Origin of the sequence: Micromonospora sp. NPDC050276 (genome assembly GCF_044459545.1) — a bacterium.
Taxonomy (GTDB): Bacteria; Actinomycetota; Actinomycetes; order Mycobacteriales; family Micromonosporaceae; genus Micromonospora.
Genome location: NZ_JBITJA010000004.1, coordinates 505,042 through 517,706 on the forward strand (window position 1 = coordinate 505,042; position 12,665 = coordinate 517,706).

At 68.0% G+C, this 12,665-nt stretch carries 7 protein-coding genes; 1 reads left to right on the forward strand and 6 read right to left on the reverse strand.

Going from position 1 to position 12,665, the window contains the following annotated elements; genetic code table 11:
* Nucleotides 1-202: 202 nt before the first annotated feature.
* The 5 genes from ACIBF8_RS11195 to ACIBF8_RS11215 all read right to left on the reverse strand — a co-directional run bounded on the left by ACIBF8_RS11195 (nt 203) and on the right by ACIBF8_RS11215 (nt 10,183).
* A complete protein-coding gene (locus ACIBF8_RS11195; RefSeq protein WP_396782403.1) occupies nt 203-4,939 on the reverse strand; it encodes a discoidin domain-containing protein in 4,737 nt (1,578 codons plus the stop codon).
* 132 nt (nt 4,940-5,071) lie between these two features.
* Complete coding sequence (locus ACIBF8_RS11200; RefSeq protein ID WP_396782404.1) at nt 5,072-6,997, reverse strand: glycoside hydrolase family 127 protein; 1,926 nt, start codon at nt 6,995-6,997, stop codon at nt 5,072-5,074.
* A gap of 2 nt (nt 6,998-6,999) precedes the next feature.
* The gene (locus ACIBF8_RS11205) at nt 7,000-7,914 is read right to left on the reverse strand and encodes a carbohydrate ABC transporter permease (protein ID WP_396782405.1); all 915 of its coding nucleotides are present in this window, start codon (nt 7,912-7,914) and stop codon (nt 7,000-7,002) included.
* Nucleotides 7,915-7,918: 4 nt separating this feature from the next.
* Entirely contained in the window at nt 7,919-8,839 is a 921-nt protein-coding gene (locus tag ACIBF8_RS11210; protein ID WP_396782406.1) for a carbohydrate ABC transporter permease, read from the reverse strand.
* Nucleotides 8,840-8,938: 99 nt separating this feature from the next.
* Nucleotides 8,939-10,183: an ABC transporter substrate-binding protein gene (locus tag ACIBF8_RS11215; RefSeq protein ID WP_396782407.1), complete on the reverse strand. Its 1,245-nt coding sequence runs from the start codon at nt 10,181-10,183 to the stop codon at nt 8,939-8,941.
* A gap of 400 nt (nt 10,184-10,583) precedes the next feature.
* Between ACIBF8_RS11215 and ACIBF8_RS11220 the strand changes: the two genes are divergently transcribed.
* Nucleotides 10,584-11,606 (forward strand): LacI family DNA-binding transcriptional regulator, encoded by a 1,023-nt coding sequence (locus tag ACIBF8_RS11220; RefSeq protein WP_396782490.1) that lies wholly within the window; start codon nt 10,584-10,586, stop codon nt 11,604-11,606.
* A gap of 8 nt (nt 11,607-11,614) precedes the next feature.
* Here the strand turns inward: ACIBF8_RS11220 and ACIBF8_RS11225 are convergent, their stop codons facing one another.
* Complete coding sequence (locus ACIBF8_RS11225; protein WP_396782409.1) at nt 11,615-12,658, reverse strand: LacI family DNA-binding transcriptional regulator; 1,044 nt, start codon at nt 12,656-12,658, stop codon at nt 11,615-11,617.
* Between the last annotated feature and the right edge of the window lie 7 nt (nt 12,659-12,665).

A 12,665-nucleotide genomic window follows, 5' to 3' on the forward strand; every position in this document is an offset into this window, starting at 1 on the left:
TGTGACAACGTTGTCAGATCCTGGCCCGATGTTTCCCGTGAGTCAAGAGCCCGCGTCCATCGTGATTCCACGAACACGTAGCGCAGTCATTCCACTTCTAACATGGACCGTGAGCGTTCGGCCTCACGGCGGCAGCGGGGGGGGGGGGGGGGGGGGGGGGGCCCCCCCCCCCCCCCCCCCCCCCCCCCCACCGCGGGACGGACTATCCGCAGGTGATCGCCCCGAACGGGGCAGGGGTCTCCGTGGTCACCGGCTTGCCGTCGACCACGCCGGTGACCTTCACCGTCGCGGTGCCGGCCGGCGCCGCCTTGGCCCGGCTGTTGAACGACTGGAACACGGACTTGCCAGGAGCGACGTTCGACACCGTCCGTGACCCGTACGGCGTGATCAGCTCGATGGTGAGCGGCACGTCGTCGACGTTCCGCGCGTTGACCGAGACGTAGCCGTTGGTGCCGGTGCACTGGGTGCGCGCCTGCACCTCGACCTCCCACGTCGGGGTCGCCGGGGGGTCGCCCACGGTGAGGGTGAGGGTGGTTCGGGTGGCGCCGGCCTGGCTGACGTACCGGGGCAGGATCAGGTCGCCGATGATGGTGTGGCGGCCGGGGGTGTTGACGATGCTCTCGTCGAAGTCCCAGTCGACACCGATGGCCTGGTTGTCCCGGGATCCGTCGTTGTAGGAGACCGCCACCTTGTTCGGCAGGTACGGCTGCTCACCCACGTCGACGGTCTGTTCGAACGTCTCGGCGCCCTGGATGGAGATGCCACCGTCGGACATTTCCGGCCGCACGTAGACGTGGGCCTCGGCGATCAGGCCGTACGTGTCGTTGGCGCCGTAGACCACGAACGGCTCCACGTTGGCCTCCGCGACCTGCGCCGGGGTGATGGCCTGCCAGTTGAACGCGACGGTCCCCCGCGTGCCACTGGCGTAGACCGCATCGAGTGCGCCCGGCAGGGTCGGCACCTGACCGACGCGGGTACGGATCAGCACCGGTGATCGCACCGAGTCGACGGTCTCGCCGTTGGCACGCCAGCGCAGCACGCCGGTGCCCTCGCCGACGCCCATCAGCCCCCAGACACGGATCCGCAGATGGCTAGCAGTGATCGGAGCGAATTCGAGGCGGTTGTAGGTGTCGGTGGCCAGGGCGTCGGCGTAGGTCGACCCGTTGGCCAGTGTGACCGGTGTCCAGGTGGTGCCGTCGGTGGAACTCTCGACGGCGTACGTGGTGGCGGTGGGGCGGCGGGTGCCGCCGTTGTCGTCGTACCAGTAGATGTCGGTCGACGACAGCCGCACCGGCGCCGTCCACCGGTACTGGATCCAGGCCGCGTTCGCGACGCTGGTGCCGTTCTGGGGCTGACCCCAGTTGCCCCAACCGTTCCCGGCGCCGGGGTTCGAACTGCTCGGGTTGGTGGCCTCGTTGACCCGGGAATGGTTCTCCCAGGACGCGGTGCCGCTGGTGCTGATCGTCGCCGAGGAGCCGAGCTCGGCGCTGACGTCCCGCTTGGCGAGGGTCACTGCCACGGTGGCCACCGACCGCTTTTCGCCGTCATCGGCGAAGAGCCGGAACACGTAGTCGCCGGCGACGGTGCCAGTGACCCGGGTGGCCAGCGCCTTTGCGTCGGCGAAGATGACGCCCGCGCCCGGCGGGGCCGAGACGGTCTCCCAGCCAAAGGTGAGGTCGCTGTCATAGGGGACACCGTCGTCGGTCGCCGTGCCGACCAGCCGGGTGGACAGGTTGCCGTCCGCCGAGCCGTCGCGGGTGGCGGTAGCGACCGGCGCCTGGTTGGCGACCTCCGGCACGTCCCGCCCGGAGTCGAACACCTGGATCTCGGAGATCGCGGTGAAGAAGGTCGGGCTGTTGGTGAACGCGATGCGCACCTTGTTCGAGGTGACGGTGTCGAACAGCGCTTCGTTGAACTTCGCCGACGGGGCGGTCGGACTCTTGAACTGGCCCGGCACCTCCTTCCAGCCGCCGTTGCCGTCGGGCACCTGGACCCACCACCGGGCCGGCTCGCGGTAGCCACCGGCCTGCCGGTCGCTGACGAAGAACGCCTTCACGTTGTCGAAGGACTTGGTCGACTTCAGGTCCAACTCGACGTAGCCGGCACGGTCGGTGGTGCCGTAATTGCCCCAGTACGGCTCATTGGCGGTGACGCCATCGGTCACCGCGCTCAGCGACACCGGCCGCTCAGTCTCGGCGATCGCACCCGGGGTGTGGTTCATCGAAGTGCTGCTCCAGCCCGGCGTGTGGAACTGCCGCCACGGCGTCGGTCGCACACCCTGCTGGGTGTACGACGAGCTGAGGTCGGCCCCCCGGGCCAGGTTCGGCGCGTCCTCGGTGAGGTCGATGCCTGCCGTCTTGAGGTAGGACACGACGCGGTCGTCAGAGATCGGGGTGTCCACGGCGCTCGGCAGGTCGGCCCCGGTGGTTGCGGTGGAGGTGACAGTTACTCCAGCCGCCGCCTGGACCTGGTTGGTGTTCGGGTCGTAGGTGAGCTTGCCCAGCTTGTCGGTGCTGACCTTCTTCACCCCGTTGATGAACAGGCTGTAGCCGGCGCCCAGGCCGTACTTGCTGCCGTCGGGGTCCCAGACCACGGTGACGTCCTGCCCGTGGTAACGCAGGTTGTTGACCATGAAGTGGTCGTAGCCGAAGTTGATCGGCCACAGCTCGATCTTGTCGTCGGAGCGCGGCTGGATGCCCGCCATGTCCTCGACGAAGATGTAGTTCATGTTGCCGAGCATCACGTGGTTCGGGTTGTTGCGGTTGAAGGTCTTGGCGGTCGGGTTCCAGTTGGAGTAGTACTCGGCCTGGTTGGGAACCCGTAGGTCCGCGTTCGGGTAGATGCTCCAGGCCATCCAGTCCAGCAGCCGCTTGGCGTACGCCGGGGTGAGGTACTTCTGCTCCGGGTCGTAGTGCCGCAGCGCCGAGCGGACACCGCGGTACTGCACAGTGAAGTTGATGTTGGAGAAGTTGTTGGAACCGCCGATCCCGTAGGCAGACCGGTCGTACTGGTTGGCGGTGTAGAACGGGAAGATCGGGAAGTTGTCGCCGTAGGTCAGGAAGCGGAAGCCGTCGACGTACTTCTGCCACTGGTCGGCCGGGACCAGGTTCTCGGCGTAGATGTCGTAGAGGTTCGACTCCTTGGCCGGGATCAGGGTGCGCGCCGACTCAGGCAGCGGGTTGGCCCGGCCGTTGGAACTGGCCGCGCTGGTGGCCCCGTGCGATGTGCCGGCCAGGAACATCCGCATGTCAGGGCTCCACAGCCGACCGAGGATCGCGGCCCGGACATCGTCGGCTCCGTTCGCCAACTGGTCGACCTTCGCCTGGTCGGCGCCGGCGATCTGGTAGAGCTGCCGGGCGGCGTCGAGCGCGCCCCATACGTACGCCGACTCGGGGCGCTCGATGGTTCGCGCGCCGGGTGCGCCGGCGTTGCTCTTCGGGTAGCCGAAGGTGATCGCGTCGGAGTCGTTACCCGGCATGTAGTTGGTGTCGTAGGCGATCAACTTGTCGTCGTTGCCGTCATAGTGTTCGAGCTGGCCGACCCCGTCGCCCTCGAAGTACCCGGCGAACTTCTTGGCGACCTCCGCGCCGCCACCGTGCACGTTGTACGCCTCGAGTCCGGCGGTGCCGAGGTACTGCGAGTAGTGGTTGTTCCAGCTCGTGTGCCCCGGGCTGTCCAGGAAGGCCGAGGAGCCCGACAACTCGCCGATGTTGAGGATCTGGCCGTACGGCAGGTACGGCGTCCGCAGCCACTTGGTGTCCTGCAGGTGCATCGGCTGGGTGAGCGCGACGGAGTTCTGGTAGAGGTTCACCCCCTCGATCGTCGTCGGGTACTGATAGACGTGGCCGGACGCGTTGGCGTCGAGGGTGTTATACCGCTCGCCCCACCACCGGTAGACGATGGCCTTCTCCAACGCCGGGTCGGGCACGTCGATGTAGGGGACGTCCTGCGCCCAGCGGCGGTTGAACTCGGTGATGCCAGTACGCACGGCCGTGGCCGGCGGCATCTGGGCGTACTCCTGGTAGCTCCGCACGGTCTCGGGCAGCGTCGCCGAGGAGACAGCGCCGACGACCGACAGCGACAGGGAGCCTCCCGCCGGTACGGTGATCTCCCGGTCCAGGTTGGTCCCGGTACGGGTGAAGCCAGCCCCAGCGAGGTCGACCCGGACGGAGTCCCAGGGGGCGTCGACGAGCCCGTTGTTGGCGCCGCTGGTGATGGTGCGGGTGCCGGTGAGCGTGGCGTTGCCCGTACCGGCCTGGGTGGCCAGCGGCGAGGCGGCGCGGACGGTGAGATTCGCCGCCGAGTCGCCGGAGTTGCTGAAGTTGATGGCGGTGACCGCGACGTTGTCGTAGGTGATGAACCTGGTCAGGTCGGCGGTGACCCCGGTGGAGCCGATCGTGTACCGACCCTTGGCGTGACTCGGCGCGTTGAACCGCTGCGCCCCGACCTCCGTGACGGTCTGGCCGGGGACCGTGACGGTGTACAGACTGCCGAGGTTGTTGGGGCCACCGACGTACGCGCTGCCGGCGAAGCCCATAACGGTGAAGTTGTTGTTGCTCGCACCCCGCAGGTAGAGGGTGCGGCCCCGGGTCATCAGCACCGTCGATCCGAGTGTTCCCGGCACGCCCAGGACGCGGTCGAGGTAGTAGTCCGTACCGCCGGCGGCGAGGTCCTTGTCGAAAATCGACTGATGCATGCTCGCCGCGGTGAACGGCACGCCGGGTTTGAGCTGGTTGGCAACGTCACCCACGTTGCCGTACACCGGGTCGCCGATGTCCATGGCATGGCTCTGCCCGTTGGTGTAAACGCCGACGTCGCCCTCGTTGCCGGGCACGACCGGGCCGGCGGCACGGGCCGGAGACGGTACGACCGCCCCGCCCACCACCAGCGTGGCGAGGGCGACCCAAAGGGGTGCCCTCCGTACGCGTCCAGGGGTCATGATCTTTTCCTCCTTCATGGGCGGTGCCGCTCCGGAGAATGCGGCGTCTCTGGAACGCGGCACCGGTGGTGGAGCCTTGAGTAGGAGTGATCGGTCGACGGCAGTTAGCGCTAACACCGCAGGGTGCCCGCGCTACTCGGTGGCCGTGGCGAGCCAGACGCGCATCGTCGAGGGCCCTCGACTGGCCCAGGCGTGGTACTCCACCAGCGATACCTCGTCGAACTCGTCGCCGGGCACGGGAGCTGACCCGGCCTCGTCAGCCCGGTAGGGCCATCCGTGGTCGCCGGCCCGCACCCGCCGGCACGTCACGGTGACCCTGCCGTCGACCAGGCGGGGCGGTCGGCGGGTATCGACGCGGAGTTCGTCGACGGTCTCGACGCCCGGGACGTCCACGGATTCCAAGGCGAACACGAGCGGGCCGCGCTCAACGGCCACACAGCCGCGGATGGCGTCGATCCGGTCGTCGGGGTAAGTGAACCGAGGCGCCATTGGCAGGGTCAGCACCATCTCGTCGCCGCGTCGCCAGGTCCGACGCTCGGTGACGACCCCCGGGCCGACCGGTCGGGTGTCGCCGACGAGGGTCACCGTCGCCCCCCGGGCCGCCCAGCCGGGCACCCGCATCGACAGTGACCACGGGCGGTCGTCATCGCTGTCGATTCGCACCCGGATCCGCCCGTCGTGCGGGTAATCGGTGGTGATGGTCACGCACAACTCACGTCCGTCGGCGAGGCGGTGCGCGACGGTGCCGGGCAGGTACTGGTGTAGCTGCAGTCCGTCGTCGTCGGCGGTGGCCACGTACGCGGTCAAGCTGGCCATGGTGCGGGCGACGTTGGTCGGGCAGCAGGAAACCTCGAACCAGGGCGCCCGCAGCGATGCCGCCGCGCGCAGGCTCGGCCGGTCTGCGTCCGGTTGGATGCCGAGTTCGCGGCGGTGCAGGGTGTTGGTGTAGAAGAAGCTGCGCCCGTCAGCCGATGGGGAGGTGGCGACCACGTTGAACAGGGTCCGCTCGATGAGGTCGGCGTACTCCGGATCGCCGTCGGCGAGCAGCAGCCGCCACGCGAGCATGACCGAGCCGACGCCGGAGCAGGTCTCAGAGTAGGCGCGATCGGGCGGCAGCACCCAGTCCCCGCCGAACGCCTCGTCCTGGTGGCGGGAACCCTGCCCCCCGGTGAGGTAGGTGCGCCGGGCAACGGTGTTCCTCCACTGGTTGCGGATCGCATCCAGCAGGCTGGTCTCCTTCAGCTCCACCGCAACGTCGACAGCCCCGGCGGCTAGGTAGTTTGCCCGAACCGCGTGTCCCCGCAGTACCGTCGCCTGCCGGACGGGAAGCTCGTCCTGGAAGTACTCCCGGCCGAACTCCACATCGCTGAGCCGGCCATGGCCCCGCCGGTCAACGAAGAGAGCAGCTTGAGTCAGGTAGCGGTCGTCACCGGTGACCCGCGCAAACTCGACCAGCGCCGGTTCGATTTCCGGGTGCCCGCAGAGGCCGTCCAGGCCGTCCGGTCCGAACGTCTCACACACGTTGTCGGCCGCGCGGCGGGCGACGTCGAGCAGCCCGTCGTCAGCGCCTGGCCGGGTCCGGGCGCGGGCGACAGCGGCCTGCAGGAGATGGCCAACGCAGTAGAGCTCATGGCCCCATTCCAGGTCGGACCAGCGCGGCGCCTGCCCCGGCCCGCCGAACCTGGTATTGAGGTAGCCGTCGGACTGCTGTGCCGCGGCCACCCGTCGCACCACGGCGCGAAACCTCGACTCGAGGTCCGCGTCGCCGCTGCGGCCGATCTCCCACGCCGCGGCCTCCAGAAACTTGTAGACCTCCGAGTCGGAGAACTCGCGTCCGCGGCGGTCGCGGGAGAGGTCGCCGTGGACGGCGAGGTCGAAGTTACGGAGCCAGCCTGCCCGCTCAAGCCAGTGCTCGATGTGCGGCAGGGTCGCAACGGCGTTGATCGATTGGCGCTCAGCCCAGAATCCACCCGTGACGCGCACCTCGGGCAACCCGAGCGGGCGGAACCGGCCGCGGATCGGCAGGACAGGGGCGGCGGTAGGTGCGATGCCGCTCATTCTCATCCCTTCAGCGCGCCGGACATGAAGCCCCGCACATAGTGTCGTTGGAGTAGCAGGAACAGGACGACGCACGGCAGGGCGAGGACGACGACGCCCGCCTCGGTCGCTCCGTAGTCGACGACACCCTGGACCTGGCCGCGCAGATTCGACACCGCAAGCGGGAGCGTCATGCGCTCGGTGTCGTTGATGAGGATCAGCGGCGCCATGAAATCGTTCCAGGCGGTGAGGAAGGCGAACAGCCCGACGGTGATGAGTCCCGGCTTCACCGCCGGCAGCAGTACGCGCCACAACGCGCCGAACGGCGAACAGCCGTCCACCATCGCGGCCTCGTCGAGTTGACGTGGCACCGCTTCGAAGGAGATGCGCATCAGGAACGTGGAGAACGGCAGCTGGAACATGGTGAGCACCAGGGCCACCCCGACCAGGGAGTTCTGCAACCCCACCTGGTTGAGCAGCACGTAGAGCGGGATCAGCAGCGTCGCGTACGGGACCATGAGAATTGCGAGTGTGAGCAGGAACAGGATGTTGCGCCCCGGGAACCGGAACCGGGCGAACGCGTACCCGCCGAGCAACGAGGTCACCAGCGTCAGGACGACCGTGAGTAGTGAGACGATCGCCGAGTTGCCGAGATAACGCCAGATGCCGGCCTGATAGTTGGCCAGCGTCTCGTAGTTGCCGAACCCCCAGCCGTTCACCTGGTTGGTGCCCGCGTGCGGGGCGACTGATGCCACCGCCGTCCAGGCCAGCGGAGCCAGGAAGATCAACGCGAGCGCGCCGGTAAAGACCCAGTACGGCGTTCGGAGCGCGATGCCGGCGACGGTGACGCCAGCTGATCTGGACCGACCGGTCGGTCTCCGGCCGGGCGATGACGGCGCTCCGGCCGATGTGGAGCTGGATCGGGAAAGGACGGCCATCGGCTCAGTTCTCCTCGGACCGGAAGACGCGCAGTTGCAGCGCGTTAACGAGAATCAGGGCCAGCAGCACGATGACGGACAGAGCCGCCGCCACGCCGAGGTCGTTCTGCCCCTGAAAGGCCACCATGTAGATGAGTTGGACAACGGTGATCGTGCTGTTGTCCGGGCCACCCTTCGTCAGGATGTAGAACTGCTCGAAGGCGAGCAGCGAGCCGGTGACACAGAGCACGGTGGTCAGCGCCAGCGTCGGGCGCAGCAACGGCAGAGTGACCATTCGGAAGGTCTGCCAGCGACTGGCGCCGTCCGAGCGGGCGGCCTCGAACACGTCGGCCGGTATGCCCTGCAGGCCGACGAGCATGAGCACCATGTAGAAGCCGGCGTAGCGCCAGACGATGAGGAAGGTGGTCGACAGCAGCGCCGAGTTCGGTGAGCCGAGGAACGTAAAACCCAGATGGTCCATCAGCGGCGCCAGCGGGCTCGCGTACGGCGAGTAGAGGACGTAGAACAGCAGGGACGCCGACGCCAGCCCCAGTGCGCTGGGAATCAGGAGCGAGGCTCGGAGCAGGTTGTTCCACCGGCTCGACTCCTGTACGAGTAGGGCCAGTCCCAGGCCGAGTGCGAGCAGCAGCACGGTCGCAAGCACTGTGTACTTGACGGTGAACACCACCGAGTCGGTGAAGAAGCGGTGGTTGATCGCCTTCACGAAGTTGTCCGGCGCGTTGATGCCCTGGTCGCCGGTCAGCAGCGGCCACCTCGACACCGACATCTTGATGACCAGCAACAGCGGCACAGCGAACAGCAGCACGACGAAGACCGCGGTCGGCGTCGCGTAGAACCAACCGAGCAGGGCCTGCCGGGCGCGCGAGCGAGCGCGGCCGCGTACCGCCGGTTCGGGGGGCGGGCGGAAGGGTGCGGTGACGCTCATCGGAGCCTCTTTGTTCCTTCAGGTGAGAGCCAACGGGCGGGTCCTACCGCAGGCGGGCGCCGGCCGACGGCACGGTCGGCACCCGCCTGTGGGGATCGGCTACTGCTTGAGCACGGCGGTGATCTCGGCGTTGTCCTTCTGGATGTCGCCGCTACCGTTGAGCACCTGGTTGCGGACGAGGGTCAGCCACGGGCTGCTCGGCGCGTTGAACGCCTGCTGGAAGTTCAGCGCGACGGGCGTGTCACCCTTGCCGGCCGCCTCGTTGATGGTGACCAGCCGTGGGTCCGCCACGGCGTACTTGTTGTTGGCGAGGTCGGCCCGCGCCACCACGTCCTTGTTCTTCGCCAGCACCTCGACCTGGGCGTCCTCGGACATCATCCAGCTCAGGAAGTTCCATGCCTGTGGCGCCTTCTTCGAGTCCTTCGAGACGCCGATGCCGTCCCCACCGACGAAGGTAGAGCCGCCACCGTTGGGGCCGGGGATGGCGGCGACACCGACATCGAACGGCGTCGACGAGAGCAGCGTCGCCGGGTAGAACATCAGACCGACTTTGCCCTCGGTGAACGCGGCGGTCCAGGTCGGGCCCGTCTCCCCCGCCGAGGCGGGTAGCACCGCGCCGGACTTCCACAGGTCGTGCCAGGTGCGGTAGACCTTCTGGGCGGTCTCGTCGGCGAGTTTGGATTCGGTTCCCTCCGCGCTCAACACCTCACCTCCACTGGCCCAGACCGACGGGAACCAGGTGAAGACCAGACACCCGCCGCAGTTCAGGCCGGCTGCCGTGCCGTAGACGCCGTTCTTCTTCGTCGCCTGGACCGCCTTGGCCGCAGCGGCGTAATCGTCCAGTGTCGCCGGGGCCTTCTCCGGGTCCAGCCCGGCGTCCTTGAACAGTTGCTTGTTCCAGAACAGCATCGACAGGTCCAGCACGAAGGGCAGGACGTGCTCCTTGCCGTCAAGCTTGCCGGCCGACAGGTGGCCCTTGTTGATCGAGTCCTTGAAGCTGAGGCCGTTGATGTTCGCGCTGATGTCCTGGAACAGCCCCTGGTTCACCCAATTTTTCACGTAGACGATGTCGGCGGCGAAGAGGTCCGGAAGGGCACCCGAGCCGGACGCCGCACCGACCTTCGCGACGTAGTCATCGTTGGGAACGACGGTCAGCTTGACCTTGTTCTTGTGGCTGGCGTTGTACGCCTCCACCAGGAGTTTCGCCTGCTTTTCCAATGGCGCGCGGGTCCACATGGTGAGTTCGGCGCCGTCGTCGACGCCGTTGGGCCCAGCCTCGGCGGCGCTCGGGCCGGTCGAGTCATCGCCGGTGCAGGCTGCCACACCGAGAGTCAGCGTCGCCACTAGGGCTCCGGCCAGCGAACGTAGGGCAGTTCGCCTGCCCAGGGCTCTCCTCATGATCTATCTCCCTTGGGTCCGTCGTTCCGAGGAAGCCGTTGCATGGCCTCCGTAAGCCGGCGATCCGGTGCGGGGTGCCCCGGATGTCCCCGTCGCGCCCTCGCCTCCCGCCGGCACCGCTCGCCCGCCACGTCGTCACCGCTGCGCCCGAGTCGTGCGTGTCACTTTTTCGCCGCTAGCGTGGCGCACGAAATCGGTTTCGGCAAGATGTCATGCGGGTAAATCCGAAACACCTTTCGGCACCGCTCGCCGCTTCCCCGGAACCGCTCTGCGCTCTACGCTTACTCAGAAAATGAGCGGGAGCCACCCTCGGCGGGTGGCCCTGAAACCTTGCGAAAGGATTTCGGTGGGGCGACGACGATCACAGTCGGTGACGCTGAGCGATGTGGCGAATCGCGCCGGCGTCTCCGTCGCCACCGCATCGAAGGCGCTGAACGGCCGCGCCGAGGTCGCTGCGGACACCCGGGAACGGGTGATACGTGCCGCCGCCGATCTGCGCTTCCAACCCAACGTGCTGGCATCTGGGCTGATCTCCGGCCGCACCCGCACGGTCGGGCTGCTCACCGACGAACTCGGCGGGCGGTTCTCGATCCCTATCCTGCTCGGTGCCGAGAATGCCCTCGGCAACGGACAGATGTCAGTCCTGCTCTGCGACGCCCGCGGTGACGCCATCCGCCGCCAGCACTACATCCGTACCCTGTTGGCACGTCAGGTCGACGGGTTCATCGTCGTCGGAGACAGCAACGACGTCAGCCCGTCACTGACCCAGGACATCCCCGTCCCGGTGGTCTATGCCTATGCCGAGTCAGTCGACCCACGAGATCTGTCGATCATCGCGGACGACGAGGGCGGCGCCCGGCTCGCAGCCGAGTACCTGGTCCTGCATGGTCGACGCAGAATCGGGCACATCACCGGACCGGACAGCTACCGCGCCGCCCGCGATCGGGCAGCCGGGCTTCGGGCGGTCCTTGACGATGCTGGCCTCTCGCTCGCCAACGATCCCCTTTTCGGCGAGTGGTCGCAGCGGTGGGGCCGGCACGCGGCACGTCTGCTGGTGGCCGCCTGCCCCGACGTCGACGCGATCTTCTGCGGCAATGACCAGGTCGCCGCCGGGGTCGCCGACGCCCTCCGCGACCTGGGTCGACGGATCCCCGAGGACGTGGCGATTGTTGGCTACGACAACTGGGAGGACTTCGCCGCGGAGTGCCGCCCGCCTCTCACCACTGTCGACCTCAACCTCGAACAACTCGGCGCCACCGCGGTCAACCATCTCCTCGCGGCTCTCGACGGCAATGCCAACTCCGGGGTCATCCGCCAGCACGGCCGTCTCGTCGTACGTGAATCCACCGGACCCGCACTTCCCCGGTAGTCCGCGCCTTAGCAGGGCGACGGCGCCGCGGTGAATGGCGAGGCGTCCGGCGGCCCCAGGGGGCGGGAGGGCACTGCGGTGCTATGCCTGATCACCAGCTCAGGCACGAGCAGCTGTCGTGTCTGCGTCGGGGCGCCCTCGGCCCGGTCCAGTTCGGACAGTAGGAGCCCCAGGCTGAGCCGGCCCAGCTCGGAGAAGTCCTGGCACACCGTAGTCAGCGGCGGCAAATAATGCGCGCCGTCGGGCGCGCCGTCGAACCCCACCACGCTGACGTCCTCGGGTACCCGCCGACCAGCCTCGTGCAGGGCCCGCAGCACACCGAGAGCCAGCTGGTCACTAGCGCAGAAGATGGCCGTCACGGACGGATCGACCGCCAGCCACTCGCCCTGCTCATACCCCGCCCTGGCACTCCAGTCTCCGGGCACTACCGCAGGGACCGGCCGATCCGCCTCCTGCAACGCCTCGCGCCAGCCACGGAGCCGCTCGCCCGCCTCCGGCCAGTCGTTCGGACCGGCCACGTGGTGGACGGTGCGGTGCCCCAGGTCGAGCAAGTGCCGGGTGGCCAGTCGCGCGCCCGCGACGTTGTCAATCCGCGCACTCGGCACCGCGTCGATACTGCCTCCACCCACGGTCACGCAGGCGATTGCGGGCGACGCCTCAGCCAGCGCGCCAGCCATCGCCGACTTGGGCGCGATGGCGATGATCCCCTCGACCGACTGCTGGCACAGCCAGTCGATCGCGTCGAGCACTGACCCGCGGTCCAGGTGGCGAACGCTGGCGACGCTCACGAAGTAGCCTGCCGCCCGGGCCGCGCCCTCGATCGCATACAACATCGAGGTCGGCCCGAACAGCGGGCTTTCGTAGCCGATGATCCCCAACATGCCGGAGCGCCGCGTGACCAGCGCGCGAGCAGCGGGATTCCGGCGGTAGTCCAACTTTCGCATCGCATCCACTACCCGCTGCCGGGTTGCGGCCGTGACGTGTGGGTGCCGGTTGATGACCCGGGATACCGTCTGGGTGGACACCCCCGCCAACTCGGCGACGTCACGCATGATGGGT

Excerpts from the sequence above, each read along its gene's own strand:
- ACIBF8_RS11195 (WP_396782403.1), bottom strand. The coding sequence starts at position 4,939 with ATGACCCCTGGACGCGTACGGAGGGCACCCCTTTGGGTCGCCCTCGCC.
- ACIBF8_RS11200 (WP_396782404.1), bottom strand. The coding sequence starts at position 6,997 with ATGAGCGGCATCGCACCTACCGCCGCCCCTGTCCTGCCGATCCGCGGC.
- ACIBF8_RS11205 (WP_396782405.1), bottom strand. The coding sequence starts at position 7,914 with ATGGCCGTCCTTTCCCGATCCAGCTCCACATCGGCCGGAGCGCCGTCA.
- ACIBF8_RS11210 (WP_396782406.1), bottom strand. The coding sequence starts at position 8,839 with ATGAGCGTCACCGCACCCTTCCGCCCGCCCCCCGAACCGGCGGTACGC.
- ACIBF8_RS11225 (WP_396782409.1), bottom strand. The coding sequence starts at position 12,658 with ATGCGTGACGTCGCCGAGTTGGCGGGGGTGTCCACCCAGACGGTATCC.